Source organism: Geodermatophilus telluris (assembly GCF_900102745.1).
GTDB lineage: Bacteria > Actinomycetota > Actinomycetes > Mycobacteriales > Geodermatophilaceae > Geodermatophilus > Geodermatophilus telluris.
Window position 1 is genome coordinate 939,095 of the sequence record NZ_FMZF01000002.1, and the last position, 15,190, is coordinate 954,284.

The 15,190-nt window shown below is 74.0% G+C and carries 15 protein-coding genes and 1 tRNA gene; 10 read left to right on the forward strand and 6 right to left on the reverse strand.

Going from position 1 to position 15,190, the window contains the following annotated elements; genetic code table 11:
- Positions 1–269 precede the first annotated feature (269 nt).
- Together BLQ97_RS09820 and BLQ97_RS09825 are read left to right on the forward strand one after the other, a co-directional pair.
- On the forward strand, positions 270–1,316 hold the full coding sequence (locus BLQ97_RS09820; RefSeq protein ID WP_245692023.1) for a M23 family metallopeptidase: 1,047 nt from the start codon (positions 270–272) through the stop codon (positions 1,314–1,316).
- A gap of 101 nt (positions 1,317–1,417) precedes the next feature.
- Positions 1,418–1,490, forward strand: a tRNA-Ala gene (locus tag BLQ97_RS09825).
- Positions 1,491–2,181: 691 nt separating this feature from the next.
- On the opposite strand, the gene BLQ97_RS09830 is transcribed toward BLQ97_RS09825, so the two are convergent.
- From BLQ97_RS09830 to BLQ97_RS09840, 3 genes are all read right to left on the reverse strand, one after another.
- Positions 2,182–3,504, reverse strand: coding sequence for a DUF2254 domain-containing protein (locus BLQ97_RS09830; RefSeq protein ID WP_091365530.1), 1,323 nt, complete (start codon positions 3,502–3,504; stop codon positions 2,182–2,184).
- Between the two features lie 168 nt (positions 3,505–3,672).
- The gene (locus tag BLQ97_RS09835) at positions 3,673–4,683 is read right to left on the reverse strand and encodes a helix-turn-helix transcriptional regulator (protein WP_091365532.1); all 1,011 of its coding nucleotides are present in this window, start codon (positions 4,681–4,683) and stop codon (positions 3,673–3,675) included.
- Between the two features lie 242 nt (positions 4,684–4,925).
- Entirely contained in the window at positions 4,926–5,681 is a 756-nt protein-coding gene (locus tag BLQ97_RS09840) for a type 1 glutamine amidotransferase domain-containing protein (protein ID WP_091365535.1), read from the reverse strand.
- 344 nt (positions 5,682–6,025) lie between these two features.
- On the opposite strand from BLQ97_RS09840, the gene BLQ97_RS09845 reads away from it, so the two are divergent.
- The 4 genes from BLQ97_RS09845 (at position 6,026) to BLQ97_RS09860 (ending at position 9,793) form a co-directional block, all read left to right on the forward strand.
- Complete coding sequence (locus BLQ97_RS09845) at positions 6,026–7,174, forward strand: zinc-dependent alcohol dehydrogenase (protein WP_091365538.1); 1,149 nt, start codon at positions 6,026–6,028, stop codon at positions 7,172–7,174.
- A gap of 16 nt (positions 7,175–7,190) precedes the next feature.
- On the forward strand, positions 7,191–7,793 hold the full coding sequence (locus BLQ97_RS09850) for a hypothetical protein (protein WP_091365541.1): 603 nt from the start codon (positions 7,191–7,193) through the stop codon (positions 7,791–7,793).
- A 56-nt stretch (positions 7,794–7,849) separates the two neighbouring features.
- A complete protein-coding gene (locus BLQ97_RS09855) occupies positions 7,850–8,674 on the forward strand; it encodes an aldo/keto reductase (RefSeq protein WP_245692024.1) in 825 nt (274 codons plus the stop codon).
- Positions 8,675–8,842: 168 nt separating this feature from the next.
- Complete coding sequence (locus tag BLQ97_RS09860) at positions 8,843–9,793, forward strand: LysR family transcriptional regulator (protein ID WP_091365545.1); 951 nt, start codon at positions 8,843–8,845, stop codon at positions 9,791–9,793.
- Here the strand turns inward: BLQ97_RS09860 and BLQ97_RS23295 are convergent.
- From BLQ97_RS23295 to BLQ97_RS09870, 3 genes are all read right to left on the reverse strand, one after another.
- Positions 9,783–9,932, reverse strand: coding sequence for a hypothetical protein (locus BLQ97_RS23295; RefSeq protein ID WP_175471655.1), 150 nt, complete (start codon positions 9,930–9,932; stop codon positions 9,783–9,785). The genes BLQ97_RS09860 and BLQ97_RS23295 overlap by 11 nt on opposite strands.
- A gap of 4 nt (positions 9,933–9,936) precedes the next feature.
- A complete protein-coding gene (locus BLQ97_RS09865; RefSeq protein ID WP_175471656.1) occupies positions 9,937–10,965 on the reverse strand; it encodes a hypothetical protein in 1,029 nt (342 codons plus the stop codon).
- Positions 10,966–11,113: 148 nt separating this feature from the next.
- Complete coding sequence (locus tag BLQ97_RS09870; protein ID WP_091365548.1) at positions 11,114–11,332, reverse strand: hypothetical protein; 219 nt, start codon at positions 11,330–11,332, stop codon at positions 11,114–11,116.
- Between the two features lie 304 nt (positions 11,333–11,636).
- Between BLQ97_RS09870 and BLQ97_RS09875 the strand changes: the two genes are divergently transcribed.
- Genes BLQ97_RS09875 through BLQ97_RS09890 form a run of 4 tightly spaced genes read left to right on the forward strand, consistent with a single transcriptional unit; the run spans position 11,637 to position 15,022 of the window.
- Positions 11,637–12,791 (forward strand): glutathione-independent formaldehyde dehydrogenase, encoded by a 1,155-nt coding sequence (locus BLQ97_RS09875; RefSeq protein ID WP_091365550.1) that lies wholly within the window; start codon positions 11,637–11,639, stop codon positions 12,789–12,791.
- 28 nt (positions 12,792–12,819) lie between these two features.
- Positions 12,820–13,368: a type 1 glutamine amidotransferase domain-containing protein gene (locus BLQ97_RS09880; RefSeq protein WP_245692026.1), complete on the forward strand. Its 549-nt coding sequence runs from the start codon at positions 12,820–12,822 to the stop codon at positions 13,366–13,368.
- A complete protein-coding gene (locus tag BLQ97_RS09885) occupies positions 13,365–13,850 on the forward strand; it encodes a hypothetical protein (protein ID WP_091365554.1) in 486 nt (161 codons plus the stop codon). The genes BLQ97_RS09880 and BLQ97_RS09885 overlap by 4 nt, the downstream gene beginning before the upstream one ends.
- Positions 13,847–15,022, forward strand: coding sequence for a zinc-dependent alcohol dehydrogenase (locus BLQ97_RS09890; RefSeq protein WP_091365555.1), 1,176 nt, complete (start codon positions 13,847–13,849; stop codon positions 15,020–15,022). The genes BLQ97_RS09885 and BLQ97_RS09890 overlap by 4 nt, the downstream gene beginning before the upstream one ends.
- The last annotated feature ends 168 nt before the right edge of the window (positions 15,023–15,190 follow it).

Here is a 15,190-nt window from a genome sequence, read left to right on the forward strand (position 1 = left end):
ACGGCCGGTCGGCGGCGTTCCTGGGGGCGGGTCGTGAGCCCGGGCTCGGCGCACACCTGACCGGCGCGCGCTGTTCGACGCCGGGAGAGCTGCCCTGCCCCCTGCAGCGACCCGCCAAACGGAGGAGCGGCGCGTCGTGATCGAGGACACACGGGCGTGTCTGCGACGACGCGCCGTACGGATGGTCACGAAGCAGTCACGACGTGTTTGGATGGGCACGACCGAATCGGGACTCCCCGGAGTCCGCTCCCCACGAGACGGGCAGGTGCATGGGCAACCACCGGAGGTCCGCGGACGTCCTCGTCCGCCCCGCCAGCGGGTCGCACCGCGCGATCCCCGGCCCCCGGTCGGCGCGCCCCGGCCGGCCGGCTCCGGGCGCCCTCCGTGCGACCGCCGTCCCGACCGGCGTCGGCGGCTTCCCGGCGGTCCCCGCGCCCCGCGCCGCGGTCGACCCGGTGGCGGCCTGCCCGACCGACGTCCTGGAGGCCGGCGTCCTCACGGACACGGACGCCGCGGCCCCGCCCGACCTCGACACCGAGTTCGACGCGGGACTCGACGCGGACACCGGAGCCCACCCCGAGGCCGCTGCGCAGGTGCTGCCCGAGCCCGCCGGACGCCGGCCGGGCGGGCGCCCGGCCGGCCGGCGTCGTCCCGCCCTGCTGCTGGCGGCCCTGGTGGCCGGCGCGCTGGGCGCCGGTGTCCTCGGCCTGCCCGGCGCCCCCGACGCCGCGGCCGAGGGGACCGCGGTGCTCGACGCGCAGATGGAGCTGGCCACCGGCGACGAGGCGGTCGAGGTCATGCCGATGGCCTCGATCACCGAGGCGGAGGCCCAGGCCCGCCTGCAGGAGGTCGCGGCCTCCCGTGCCCAGCGGGCCGCTGCCGAGGCCGCCGCCGCCGAGGCCGCCGCGGAGGCGGCGCGGCCGAAGTACGTCCTGCCCGTGGCCGGGGCGCGCTTCACCAGCGGCTACGGCGGGCGGTGGGGCACCTTCCACTACGGCATCGACCTGGCCGCGCCCATGCGCACCCCGGAGATGGCGGCGGCCGACGGCGTCGTCGTCCGGGCCGGTGCGGCCAGCGGGTTCGGCCTGGCGGTCTACGTCCTCCACGAGAACGGCGACGTCACCGTCTACGGCCACATGGACGAGATCCTGGTCGAGCCGGGGCAGTACGTGGAGGCCGGCGAGACCATCGCGCTGCTCGGCAACCGCGGGCAGTCGACCGGCCCGCACCTGCACTTCGAGGTGCACGAGGGCGGCATGAACGGCACCCGGATCGACCCCGTGCCGTGGCTGGCCGAGCGCGGCGTCGAGGTGTGAGCGGCGGCCGCCCGGACGACGCGCGGGACCCCCACCGCGGGGGCTCGCGGACGGCGGGGTAGAGTTCTCCCCGGCCCGAGCGAGACCGGGCGGGCCGGTACGGGGCTGTGGCGCAGCTGGTAGCGCACCACACTGGCAGTGTGGGGGTCAGGGGTTCGAGTCCCCTCAGCTCCACCCCGATGACCAGGCCGTTCCCCCGCGGGGGAACGGCCTGAGTCGTCCCTGGTGCCACCGTGGTGGACGCTGGTGCCACTGCGGGGCCGGCCCGGTCCCAGATCGCGCGGCGCACGTGCCCTGCCGCGTCGCGGCCGAGTGCGGGCACCACGCGGTCGCAGACCTCCGTGGTCGTCTGCAGCTGTGCGTGACCGAGCACCAGGTGACGACCCGGTCGCCTTCGCCTCCGCGCCGCAGGGGGCGGCGTCGATCCCGTCGCGACCTGCGTTCCGCTGCTCCGACCGCGGCTTCGCGCGAGCGATCCGCCCCGGCCCCTCGCGCCGGGGTGCGCTCCAGGTCGGGTCACGGCGTCTCCGAGCGGTCCATCCGGGGCGAGCCGGTGTGCTTTGACCAGTTCTGCGCGCCCGGGGCCTCTGCCGCTCGAACGGGCACGGGATCGCCGAACTCGGGCCCGAGACCGCGGTCACCCCGACGTCCCGAAGGCAGCCCTGTGGGCCGCGTTCCGGCTGCGATCCGCTGCAGGGTCCTCTGCGTTCCCTGCCATCTGCCGTGGAGCTGCGTCCTGGTCGCGCCGAGACGGACGCCGGGGCGGACCTTCGCGGATCTGGCGGGCGTAGCGTTCGGTGCGCCCTCCGTGCGGCGGTGGGCGGCGTCGTCCGGCCGCCGCGAGGCGGGCCGGCACCTGGCCGGCTCAGTACGGTGCGCGAGCCGGCCGGGGTCGTTGCGCGGCCGTGACGTCGGCGCCCGACCCGATGCCCTCGGTGTCCGGGGTGAGCGCCGCGAGGACGTCCTCCTCGTCCTCGTGGGCGCGCCGGACGGCGGCGTGCAGCAGCCGGAGCTGGCGGTCCAGCGGCTCCTGCCGGTCGGGCGGTGCCACGCTCTTGAGGTCGGCCAGGGCCGCGCACATCCTCCGCGTCACCTGCGGCACCGACGCCCCGGCCAGGCGGATCTCGTCGAAGGCCAGCCGGACGTAGCCCTCCCAGCTGACGGAGCGCTCGAGCAGGCGCACCACGCCGTCCTCGTCGCGGTGCTCACCGCCGGGCAGGGGACGCGGGGCGATCTGGCGCAGCAGGTCGTGCAGCCGGTGCAGCGACTGCACCGTCGTCGTCGGGTCGTTGAAGGGCTGCGCGATCGACCGCACCGCGATGTCGACCAGCTTGCGGAAGCCGTAGGCGAGGTCCTCGGTGTGCCCGCGCTCCGGGCCGAGCAGGACGTGACGGGTGACGTCGGCGGCCCGGAGCCGTTCGACCGGGCGGTCGTCGGCGCTCGCCGCCGACCCGGTGCCCGGGTGCACCCGGAACAGCGGCGCTCCGCCGACGACGAAGTCCCCGACGACGGGGACGAGTTCCAGCACGCAGTCCGCCCGCCGGGCCGCGGCGACCAGCGCCGGCCGGTCGACGCGGACCACGTTGCCGGGCTCCGCGGCGACCACCTCGCCCGGGTCGCCGGTGACGACGGGCAGCTCCCCGTGCTGGCGGACGATGAACTCGCGGCTCCGGTCGCCGACGAGGTCGATCAGCCCGGCGACCCGCAGGCCCTGGCCGGCGTGGTGCACGAACAGGACGAGCACGACGAGGCTGGCGAGCATCAGGACGTAGGACAGCAGCATCGACAGCCCGGGCACCGTGCCGGTGTCGGAACCGCGGACCTCGCGGAGGGTCAGCACCGCGACCAGGAAGGTCGCGCCGAACAGCCCGATCGCCAACTGGTTGAACCGGTCGGTGAGCAGCGCCCCCACGATGCGGGGCGAGAACTGGCCCATCGCCAGCTGGACCGCGACCAGGGTGACCGTCAGGACGAGGGTGGTCAGCGACACCAGGGCGCCGGCGAACGTGGACAGGATCGTCTGCGCGTCGGACGGCGTCCCGGTCAGGCCCTGCGGGACGAGCCGGTAGCCGGTCGCCCGGTCCACGGCGAGCGTCCCGACGGCGAGGAGGGCGCCCGCGACCAGGCAACCGACCGGCAGCAGCCACAGGCTGCTGCGGACGAGGTGCTGGAGCCGCAGCCGGCTCATGCGCTGGAGGCCTGCGGGGCCGCCGCCCGGGTGGACGACTCGGACGCGGACATGGTCTCCCTCCGGGTGGACGGGTGCGGACGTGCTCGACCCGGCGGCCTCGTGGCGCGCCGGGTCCTCCAGGGAACCGGGGGCAGAAGGGGGCGCACCATCGGCAGAACGCCCGATTCACGTCCGGCAGGGCGACGGGACCAGGGGCACGTAGAGGCCCTCGCGCTCGGCCCGCACCGCGGCGAGCGTCCTCGTGGGCGCGTCGAGCTTGGCGAGGACGTGCTCGAGGTGGGTGGCGACGGTGCGCGGGGCCACGACCAGCGCGCGGGCGATCTGCTGGTTGGAACACCCGTCGACCAGCAACCCGAGCACCTCCAGCTCGCGCGGCGTCAGCCCCCGCAGGTCGGTCGCTGGGGACAGGACCACCGTGCCCAGCACACTCGCCGTTGCCTCCTCGGGACCGGCCAGGACGGTCACGCGGACGTGCCCGTCCGGGGCGTGGCGTCCTCCGCGCGGCCAGAGGAAGGACGCGAAGACCCGGCCGTCGTCGACGCAGGAGCGGGCGGCGGTGACGACGGGCGATCCCTCGGCGAGCAGTGCGTCGCCGTCGAGGCCGGGCAGTGGCCGGACGGCGCTGCCGCGGCACAGCACCGTGCCGCCGGTTGCCCCCCGCACCAGCCGCGCTGCCGCGGCCAGCGAGCGCAACGGATCCGACCCGCGCGCCAGGACGGGCGTCAGTTGGTGCAGCCGGCGCCGCAGGGCGAGGGGCGGCGGCTCCTTGCTGCTGAAGAGCAGCGCCAGGTGCCCGACGTGGCGCCGGCCCCCGTCGAACAGGGCGACTCCCAGGGACCCGTGGAAGCCCGCGGGGAGGAGGCACTCGGCCCAGGTCCGCAGGTCGGCGGCCGGGTAGGGCAGGTCGGACGAGCTCAGCGGCAGGCGCGCGGGGTCGGTGTGGGTCAGCTCGATGTCGTGCGCCGTCGTGGGGCCGCTCAGGTACCGCAACGTGCTCTCGTCGAGGCCGGTGCTGGCCGCGCAGGTGTAGCCGCTGCTCATCGGGTCGGCAGTGGCCAGCCACGCGGCGTCGAACGGCACGAGGCGATGGAGCAGCTCCAGCATCTCCTGCGATCGTTCGGGGAGGGCACTGGTCGAGTCAGCGATCTCGGCCAGCCCCCGGCTCGCGGTCTCCATCGGTGCTCCCGGGGCCGAGGCCTCGACAGGACACGCCGACTGTTCAACGGTGCCGACGCCTGACCCCGGGCACGCGTTACCGCGAACAGGGACGGAGTAGTCCCGTTGGGGATGACGAATGTGTCGCAGTGGTCTGAGGTACCGGCTAACGACGCCGACGACGCGGGTGCGCCGCGGAGCACCGGGGGGGTCGTGGAGTCGCGCTGCCCCGGAGACCTCCTCGGCCGCCGCAGGGGCGGACGTCACCCGGCACGACCTGCCGCCCGGGTCCACCAGGCCTGCCCGTCCGGGCCGTGCAGAGCGCGCTGGGCGGCCGCGGCCAGGCCGATGCCCGCCAGGGCGGCGGCCGACGGTCTCGGCGACCAGCGCAGCGCGGCGATGGCCCAGCCGACGGGCGCCTCGGGTTGCCGATCGGACTCACGACCCGGTGCCGCCCTCGCCGGCTGCGGCGACGTCGTCGCGAAGGCGTCGAGCATCCCGGGGACGAAGGCGGCCATGTCCTGGGGCCCTCTGCTGGTGGTGAGGTTCCCGTCCCGGACGAGCTCCTGGTCGAGCCAGGTGGCACCCGCGTTGACCAGGTCGTCGCGGATCCCGGGCCAGGAGGTCAAGGTCCGTCCGTCCAGGAGTCCCGCCGACGCGAGCACCCACGGTCCGTGACAGAGGGTGGCGACGGGCTTGTCACTCGCGACGAAGGCGCGGACGAACTCCCGTGCCGGGGCGGACTGCCGCAGGAGGTCGGGGTTGATGAAACCGCCGGGCAGCAGCAGGCCGTCGTAGTCCCCGGGATCGGCGTCGTCGATCGTCCTGTCGACGCGGACCCGGCTGGCCGGCATGTGCAGGTTCACCCCGCGGATCCGTCCGCGCCGCAGGGACACGACGTCCACCTCGGCGCCGGCCGCCTCCAGGGCCCGCAGCGGGACGACCAGCTCGACCTTCTCGAAGCCGTCGGCCGCCAGGGCAGCGAGGCGGCGGCCCTCGAGCCTGCGTCTGGTGCGCATGTCGTCCCCCTGGTGCTCGATGGCGCAGCGATGACGGGGAGCCTCCTGGCGGCGACCGCCTCGTGGTGCTGCGCGTGGTCGTCCCCGGTCCCGGCCCGCACGGGCCGGCAGTGCGGTCGGCTCTCAGCGCTGGGAGCGTCCGGAGCCATCAGAGCGAGACCCGGGGACGGCGGGGATCGGCAGATCTGCCGATCTTTCGGCGTGACCCCGCGGTGGGGCCGGACGTGGGGTGGCTGCGGTGGGACGGCCGGCGCAGAGTCAGTGAGCCGGTGAGCAGGAGCCGGCCACTGGGCGGCCCGTGGTGCTCTCAGGAGCCCGGGGCCCACGCGCCAGGAGGCGGTCGCATGCGAGCGATGGCGTACCGAGGTCCCTACAAGGTCAGGGTGGAGGAGAAGCAGCGGCCGAGGATCGAGCACCCCAACGACGCCATCGTCCGGGTGCAGCTCGCCGCGATCTGCGGCTCGGACCTGCACCTCTACCACGGCCTGATGCCGGACACCCGGATCGGTCACACCTTCGGCCACGAGTTCATCGGTGTGGTGGACGAGGTGGGGTCCTCCGTGCAGGACCTGCGGGTCGGGGACCGGGTGATGGTGCCGTTCAACGTCTTCTGCGGCACCTGCTGGTACTGCGCGCGAGGTCTGTACTCCAACTGCCACAACGTCAACCCGAACGCCACCGCCGTCGGTGGCATCTACGGCTACTCGCACACGACCGGGGGCTACGACGGCGGCCAGGCGGAGTTCGTGCGGGTGCCGTTCGCCGACGTCGGCCCGTCGAGGATCCCGGACTGGATGGCCGACGAGGACGCGGTCCTGCTGACCGACATGACGGCGACCGGCTACTTCGGAGCTCAGCTCGGCGACATCGTGCAGGGCGACGTCGTTCTCGTCTTCGGCGCCGGGCCCGTGGGACTGGTGGCGGCCAGGTCGGCCTGGCTGATGGGAGCCGGCCGGGTCATCGTCATCGACCACCTGGACCACCGGCTGGAGAAGGCGCGGACCTTCGCCCACGCCGAGACCTACAACTTCACCGAGTACGGCGACATCGTCCTGGAGATGAAGAAGGCCACCGACTGGCTCGGCGCCGACGTCGCCATCGACTGCGTGGGCGCCGAGGCGGACGGAGACTTCGTCCAGCACGTCACCTCGGCCAAGCTCAAGCTGCAGGGCGGCTCCCCGGTCGCGCTGAACTGGGCGATCGACTCCGTCCGCAAGGGCGCGACCATCTCGGTGATGGGCGCCTACGGCCCGCTGTTCAGCGCCGTCAAGTTCGGCGACGCGATGAACAAGGGGCTGACGTTCCACACCAACCAGTGCCCGGTCAAACGGCAGTGGCCCCGGCTGTTCGAGCACGTGCGCAACGGCTACCTCAAGCCCAGCGAGCTGGTCACCCACCGGGTGCCGCTCGAGGACATCGCCGAGGGGTACCACGTCTTCTCGGCCAAGCTCGACGGCTGCATCAAGCCCCTCGTCGTCCCGACCGCGGCGTGAGCGGCAGGAGACCCCGATGACCTACACACCGCACAAGCCGCCGATCGCGGAGTCGCCCGAGGAACTGCGCAGGCGCATCCCGGGCTGGGGCGTCGACCTCGACCCCAGGGACCGGCCGTCGGTGCCCAAGCTCCAGTTCCAGGAGGACTTCACCGGCGCGCACTGGGAGTTCCCGGAGCGGCAGCCGGAGAAGTACCCGCGGGAACGCTCGGTCGAGCACGGGATGCTGACCCCGGTCTTCGGCACCGCCCAGCCACTGTCGGGCGTCTCGGGTGCCATCCGTCGCCACGCGTACCGGTACGCCGAGGGCCGGATGGCGCACTGGCTGCTGCTCGTCCTCGGCGACCGGGTGGACGCGTGGGAGCACCACCTGAAGTCGCTGCTCACCCTCCGCCCGGACAACCCGATCACCGAGACCGGGGTGAAGGCCGAGTTCACCCACCACGGCCTGAGGTCGCGGGTGGGGCAGCACCGCACCGACCTCAAGCACCAGGTGCTCGACCCGGTGATCGTCGGTGGCCCGTGGATCGCCGCGGCGGGGGCCGCCTACGTCGGCGCCCGGAGCATGGCGAGGTCGCTGGCGCGCGTGGGGTCCGACGGCCGGCGGCCGGTGCACTGAGCCCGGCCGGACCGCCCGTGGAGGAGCCCCGCACGACCGCAGCCACGGTGCCCGCCGTGACCCTGCCCGACGGCACCGCCGTCCCGGCCCTCGGCCTGGGCACCTGGTACCTGGGTGAGGACCCCGGCAGGTACGACAGTCAGCTGGACGCCCTGCGCACGGGCATCGACATCGGCCTCACGCTGGTCGACACCGCCGAGATGTACGGCGACGGCGCCGCCGAGGAGCTCGTCGGCCGGGCGATCGCCGGCCGGCGGGACGACGTCTTCCTGGTCAGCAAGGTGCTGCCGCACCACGCCACCCGCCAGGGCACGGTGGACGCCTGCGAGCGGAGCCTGCGCCGACTGGGCACCGACCGCCTGGACCTGTACCTGCTGCACTGGCGCGGCCGGGTACCGGTCGACGAGACCGTCGCCGCCTTCGAGTCGCTGGTCTCCCGCGGACGCATCCGTTCCTGGGGCGTGAGCAACTTCGACGTCCCCGACCTCGACCAGCTGGCCGGGCTGCCCGGCGGCGACCGGGTACAGACCGACCAGGTGCTCTACAACCTCGCCCGGCGCGGCCCTGAGTACGACCTGGTCCCCTGGTGCCGCGGCAGGCGCGTGCCCCTGATGGTGTACTCGCCCGTCGACCACGGCGGGCTCCTCGAGCACCGGGCCGTCCGCGACCTGGCCGCGGAGAAGGGGGTCACCCCGGCCCAGCTGGCCATCGCGTGGGTGCTGCGGCTGCCCGACGTGTTCGCCGTCGCCAAGGCCTCGACCCGCGCGCACGTCCTCGAGAACCGCGCGGCGCTGGAGATCGGCTTCAGCCAGGCGGAGCTCGACCGGCTCGACCGGCTCTTCCCCCCGCCGCCGCGCAAGGTGCCGCTCGAGATCCGGTAGGACCGGCCGGCGAGACGAACGTGAGGGCCCGCCCACGAGCCCCGGCCGGCCGGTGCGCAGGCCCCCTCCACGGCCCGCGCACCCCGGGACGTGCTGTACGCCGCCCTCGCGGCGTTCGTCACCGCCACCACGGTCCGTGGACGGCACGTCTCCGCAGTAGCGTGAGCCGTGGACCTGCGCCAGCTCAGGTACTTCCTGGCGGTGGCCGAGGAGGGCCGTTTCAGCCGTGCGGCCAAGCGGCTGCACATCACCGCACCCTCCCTCTCCCAGCAGATCCAGGCCCTGGAACGAGAACTGCGTGCGCCCCTCTTCGAGCGCACGCCGCAGCGCGTCGAGCTCACGCTCGCCGGGCAGGCACTGGTCGAGCGGGCCAGGGTGGTCCTCGCCGAGGTGGAGCGGGCCCGAGCGGACGTGCGCGCCGCCGCGGCGGGTCGTCAGCGGCTGACCCTCCGGGTGGCCAACATGGCAGACCTGGTCCTGGACGCTCCGTTGAGGAGCCTGGGCCTGGGCATCGACGGGCTCGAGGTCTCGGTGAGCTCCAGCCGGGGGGACGACGCGCTGGACGCCGTCCGTCAGGGTCGTGCCGATGCGGCGGTCGTCTGGAGCCGGGCGCCGGGCGACCGCGACCTCGACGGCGTCGTCCTCGGCTCGGTGCTGTTCGGCGTGGTCGTCCCGCTCGGGCACCGGGCAGCCGACTCGGCGAGGGTGCCGGTCGCCGCCCTCGCTCACGAGGTGCTGGTCATGTTCCCGCGCGGACCCTTCACCGGCATCTGGGACCGCACGGTGGACCACTTCTTCCCCGGTGGTGCCAGAGCCGGTCAGGTCGTCGTCGAACCGAACCTGCTCAAGAGTCCCGAGGCGGTGCTGCGCGCGGTCGCCGCGGGCGTCGGCATGGCCGCGGGCATCCTGGGGATCGTCGACGGCATGGGCATCGACGGGGTCATGGCCCGGCGTCTCGAGCCCGACCTGCGGCTCGAACTGGAGGCCGTCTGGCGGGCGCCTGCCGGGCGGTCCGTCCGCAGGCTCGTCGACTTCCTGGTGCGGTCCGCGCGGGACCCCGGTACCGCCATCGAGGCGGCCGAGCACCTCGGTGGCACCGGGACGTCGATCACGGTGTGAGGACCACCTTCTCGCAGTGCTCCTGCTCGTGCTCCGAGACCTCGTGACCGTGTGGCGCGTCGGCCAGCGTCAGCCGAGGGGTGGTCACCCGGGTGGGGTCGATCTCGCCGCGCTCGATGCGCTCGAGCAGCGGGCGCATCGGCTCAGGTCGGTCCCATCGCCCGCGGGGGGATGCGTAGCCCGCCACGGAGGGCGCGCACGGTGGCCGCCGTGAGGTCACAGGTGCCGAGGGCGACGAGGCTCCGCCCCAGGGAGTCGGCCACCGCCTCCGCGGCCACGTGGAGGAGCTGCGCGAGGGCCGGGACGTCGGTGACGCCCTCGATCGCGAGGCCCAGGACGCGGAGGTCCAGGACGGTGAGGCCGCGCAGGTCGCCCGGTGCGCCCAGGAGCACCGCGGCGGAGAGGTGGTCGAGGTCCGGGCGGGCGGAGTCGAGCGCGGTGACCCGGACCAGCTGCTCGCTGCCGGTCCCCGGTCCCGGAACGAGGAACGAGGTGTGCGCGCCGCTCGCGGCCAGCTCCTCAGCGGCGACCCCGAGGACCGGGGAGCCCGGCGCCAACAGGCGGTCGTCGGGCAGACCCGGCAGCGGCAGGACGTCGCCTCCCCGGGTGAGGACGACGCCGGCCCGGGCGTTCTCGACGATCCGGGCGGTCTCCGCGATGTCCCGGGTCCGGTCCAGGTCGTCGGCGATCACCCGGGAGACGGCCGCGACGACCCTCCGGTCGGCCCGGCCCGGTCGCGACGGATCGTCGGAGAGCAGGCTGAGGAAGCCGATGTGCCGCCCGCCCGTCGTGACCAGCGGGGCCGCCAGACCCTCGCGGAACCCCGCCGGGAGCAGGTGGTCGGCCCACGCGCGGACCTCGGACAGGGGGGTCGGGATCTCGCTGGCCAGCATCGGCGGACGCTGCCGGTTGAGACCCAGCAGGTCCACCTCGTCGTCAGCCTCCGGACGGCCGAAGTAGGCGACCAGTGCCTCGGCCGGACCGGTGGTGGCTAGCGGGACGTGGGTCTGCCGCTCGGGGTCGCGTGCGGCGAGCCAGCCGGCGTCGAAGGGCAGGATCCGCGCGAGCTTCCGCAGGTGCTCCGCAGCCCGTTCTGGCACGGCGGCGGACGACGCGACGACGCCCGCGACCTCCGACCACACCCTCCGGAGCTGCGGTTGGCTCCCGCTCATCGGGGCTCACCTTCCCGGACGCACGGGTGGACGTACAGCCCGACGCGTTCGGCACGGTCAGCGGCCGGGTTCGCGGGGGTGTCGGAAGCGCCGGCGGGCACCGGGGGTCGGAGCGGGCCGCGGTACCGCTGCTCGGCCTGCCCTCCGGTCAGACGAGCCCTTCGTCGTGGGGCTCGATGCCGGCCGAGGGATCCACCCCCTCGTCGGCGTCCGGCTGGACGGGGCCCTCGCCGGGCTCGGAACCGGAGCCGGCGGCGGTGTTCCGGGAGGACCGCTCCGGATCGGTCACGTCGGTGGTCGTCGGCGCCTGACCGATGCGCCTGGCGGCCTGCCCGGTCCCGGTCTCCTCGAGCTCTGACTCGCTCACGACTCCTCCATCCAGGTCGTGCGCTGCGGGTGCTCTCGCGGTCGGCCGCGGGAGGACGCCGGTCGGTTCTCCCACCGTGGGACGTGCCGCCGCGGGAAGCCATCGGCAGACCTGCCGACGTGCGCGGTGTCGAGCTGTCGTCCGTAGGGGGCCGCCCGTGGCCGAGCCGGAAGACGGTGCCGGCGCCCGGGACGTCGCCGGTCCGGTATCGGCAGGTCTGCCGATACCCGACGCCCCGCCGCGCCGGGTGCAATCGGGGTCCCGACCCGAGCCGGGAGCGGGACCACCCAGACGAGGAGGCAGCGTGAAGGCAGTCGTGTACGACGGACCCCGCCAGGTCAGCGTCAAGGACGTACCGGACGCGCGGATCGAGCGGCCGACCGACGTCCTGGTGCGGATCACCTCGACGAACATCTGCGGCTCGGACCTGCACATGTACGAGGGCCGGACCGACTTCGAGACCGGCCGCTGGTTCGGGCACGAGAACCTCGGCCAGGTGGTCGAGGTCGGCGACGGGGTCGACAAGGTCGAGGTGGGGGAGTACGTCGTCCTGCCGTTCAACATCTCGTGCGGGCACTGCAAGAACTGCGAGCAGCAGCTCACGAACTACTGCCTGACCGCGCAGCCGGTGCCGAACATGGCCGGCGCGGCCTACGGCTTCGCCGACATGGGTCCCTGGGCCGGCGGCCAGGCCGAGCTGCTGCGGGTGCCGTGGGGGGACTTCAACTGCCTGCGGCTGGGGGAGGACGCCGAGCAGCGCCAGACCGACTACGTGATGCTGGCCGACATCTTCCCGACCGGCTACCACGCCACCGAGCTGGCCGGCGTGGAGCCCGGCGACCAGACGGTCGTCTACGGCGCCGGCCCGGTGGGGCTGATGGCCGCCCTCTCGGCCACCATCCGCGGGGCCGGCAAGGTGATGGTCGTCGACCGGCACCCCGACCGGCTGCGGCTGGCCGAGTCGATCGGCGCGATCGCCATCGACGACTCGAAGGTCGACCCGGTGCAGGCCGTCCTCGACGAGACGATGGGGCTGGGCGCGGACAACGGCTGCGAGTGCGTCGGCTACCAGGCGCACGAGCCCGACGGGCAGGAGCAGGCCAACCTGACGATGAACCGGCTGGTCGCCTCGGTGCGCTTCACCGGCAAGATCGGCAACGTCGGCGTCTTCGTGCCCCAGGACCCGGGCGCCAGCGACGAGCTGGCCAAGCAGGGCAAGCTCGCCTTCGACTACGGCATGTTCTGGTTCAAGGGCCAGCACATCGGCAGCGGCCAGGCGCCGGTCAAGAAGTACAACCGGCAGCTGCGCGACCTCATCGCCGGGGGCAAGGCCGAGCCGTCGTTCATCGTCAGCCACGAGCTGCCGCTGGACCGGGCGCCCGAGGCCTACGAGCACTTCGACGCCCGGGACGAGGGCTGGACCAAGGTCGTCCTGCACCCGGCGACGGCGGGTGCGTGACGTGGCCGGGGAGCTGGACGGACGACGCGTGGCGATCCTCGCCGCCGACGGCGTGGAGCGGGTCGAGCTCGAGCAGCCGCGCCGCGCCCTGGACGACGCCGGTGCCCGCACCGACGTCGTCTCGATCAAGAGCGGCGAGATCGCTGCCCGCGACAACGACCTGGAGGACGCCGGCACCTTCGGCGTCGACCGGCTGGTCGGGGCCGCCTCGGTCGACGACTACGACGCGCTGCTGCTCCCGGGCGGCACCGTCAACCCGGACAAGCTGCGGATGGAACCCGCCGCCGTGGCCTTCGTCCGGGACTTCGTGCAGTCCGGCAAGCCCGTCGCCTCGATCTGCCACGGTCCGTGGAACTTCGTCGAGGCCGACGTCGCGCGAGGACGGCGGCTGACGTCGTTCCCGAGCATCCGCACGGACCTGCGCAACGCCGGGGCGGAGGTCGTCGACGAGCGAGTCGTCACCGACGGCAACATCACCACCAGCAGGTCGCCGGACGACCTGCCGGCCTTCTGCGCGCGCATCGTGCAGGAGTTCGCCCGGGCACCTCGGACCGCTTCAGTGGCGGGTGGCTCGTGACGAGCGCGCTGGGGACCGTGGCGTCGCTGGCGGCCCGGGCGGGCGGCTCCGTCGTCCGCCAGGTCCTCTCGGTCCTCGAGCACGGCAGTGGCGCAGGTGCGGTGAGCGCTCCGGCGTCCGGGTGGCTGGTGGTGAGCATCAACCGCGAGCCGACGGAGATCGACGCCACCTCGCTGCCGGCACCGCTGGCCGCGTACGGCGACCGCATCCAGACGCGGATCCGCCCCGCCGCGGACGGCAAGGGCACCGAGCTGGCCGTACGGCTGACCCAGCGCTCGGGGAACGCCTCCGGACCGGCACGGCTGCTGGGCAGCGATCCGCAGGGTGACCTGCGGTCCGCGCTGCGGAAGGCCAAGCAACTGATCGAGGTGGGTGAGGTGCTCGCGGTGGACCCGGCCCCGCACGGCAGGCGGAGCGCCACGCCCGCCGGCGCCGCGCTGGAGGCGGTCGCGAAGCGGGCGCCCAAGGGAGGAGTGCTGTGAAGGCGGTGACCTGGCGGGGCGTCAACGAGATCGGCGTGGAGGACGTCCCGGAGCCCAAGATCCTCAACGACCACGACATCATCCTCGAGGTCGGCCTGTCGGTGACCTGTGGCTCGGACCTGCACCTGCTCGGCGGCTACATCCCCGCGATGCGCGCCGGTGACGTGCTCGGCCACGAGTTCATGGGCACGGTGGCCGAGGTCGGCAAGGGCGTCACCAAGCACCGGGTCGGCGACCGGGTCGTGGTGGTCTCGTTCATCGGCTGCGGGCAGTGCTGGTACTGCGAGAACGAGCTGTGGTCGCTGTGCGACAACGGCAACCCCAACCCGGGGATCACCGAGGCGCTCTGGGGCCAGTCCATCGGCGGCTGCTTCGGCTACTCCCACGCGATGGGCGGGTGGGCGGGCAGCCACGCCCGCTACATCCGCGTGCCCTACGCCGACCAGGGGGCCTTTCCGATCCCGGACGGCGTCTCCGACGAGCGCGCCCTGTTCGCCTCCGACGCGGCTCCCACCGGCTGGACCGGGGCGCACCAGGCGGAGGTGAAGGCCGGTGACGTCGTCGCGGTGTGGGGCGCCGGCGGTGTCGGGCAGATGGCCGCGCGCAAGGCGATGCTCATGGGCGCCGAGCGGGTCGTCGTCATCGACCGGTTCGACAACCGGCTCGAGCAGGTCCGCACGCACATCGGGGCGGAGACGCTCGACTACGAACAGGTCGACGTGCCCGCGGAACTGCGGGAGATGTCCGGCGGGCGCGGTCCGGACGTCTGCATCGAGGCGGTGGGCATGGAGGCGCACAGCCCGGGCCCGCAGTACCTCTACGACCAGGTCAAGCAGCAGTTGCGGCTGCAGTCGGACCGGCCGACGGCCCTCCGGGAGGCCATCTACGCCTGCCGCAAGGGCGGGACGGTGTTCGCGCTGGGCGTGTTCGGCGGCCTGGTGGACAAGTTCCCGATGGGGGCGGTCATGAACAAGGCGCTGACCCTGCGCGGCGCCCAGCAGCACGGGCACCGCTACGTCCCGGAGATCCTCGACCTGATGAGCCGGGACGAGGTGAAGACCGAGCACCTGGCGACCCACGTGATGCCCCTGGACCAGGGGCCGCGCGGGTACGAGATGTTCAAGAACAAGGAGGACGGGTGCGTCCGTGCCGTCTTCCGGCCGGGTGGCTGAGGCGCCGACGGGCGGCCCACCGTACGGCTCGCCGCGGGGCGACCCGGTGGGCGCCGCATCCCCGACGGACGCGGTCGGAGGCCGCAGTCTCCCCGCGGTCGGGCCCCCGTCGTCTCCGGCGGTGCCCCCGAGCCGCGCGGCCCCTCCCTCCTCCGCGGACGGTCGTGC

Bases quoted from the DNA above. Each gene is read 5' to 3' on its own strand.
- BLQ97_RS09820 (WP_245692023.1), top strand. From the start codon at position 270: ATGGGCAACCACCGGAGGTCCGCGGACGTCCTCGTCCGCCCCGCCAGC.
- BLQ97_RS09830 (WP_091365530.1), bottom strand. From the start codon at position 3,504: ATGAGCCGGCTGCGGCTCCAGCACCTCGTCCGCAGCAGCCTGTGGCTG.
- BLQ97_RS09835 (WP_091365532.1), bottom strand. From the start codon at position 4,683: ATGGAGACCGCGAGCCGGGGGCTGGCCGAGATCGCTGACTCGACCAGT.
- BLQ97_RS09840 (WP_091365535.1), bottom strand. From the start codon at position 5,681: ATGCGCACCAGACGCAGGCTCGAGGGCCGCCGCCTCGCTGCCCTGGCG.
- BLQ97_RS09845 (WP_091365538.1), top strand. From the start codon at position 6,026: ATGCGAGCGATGGCGTACCGAGGTCCCTACAAGGTCAGGGTGGAGGAG.
- BLQ97_RS09850 (WP_091365541.1), top strand. From the start codon at position 7,191: ATGACCTACACACCGCACAAGCCGCCGATCGCGGAGTCGCCCGAGGAA.
- BLQ97_RS23295 (WP_175471655.1), bottom strand. From the start codon at position 9,932: ATGCGCCCGCTGCTCGAGCGCATCGAGCGCGGCGAGATCGACCCCACC.
- BLQ97_RS09865 (WP_175471656.1), bottom strand. From the start codon at position 10,965: ATGAGCGGGAGCCAACCGCAGCTCCGGAGGGTGTGGTCGGAGGTCGCG.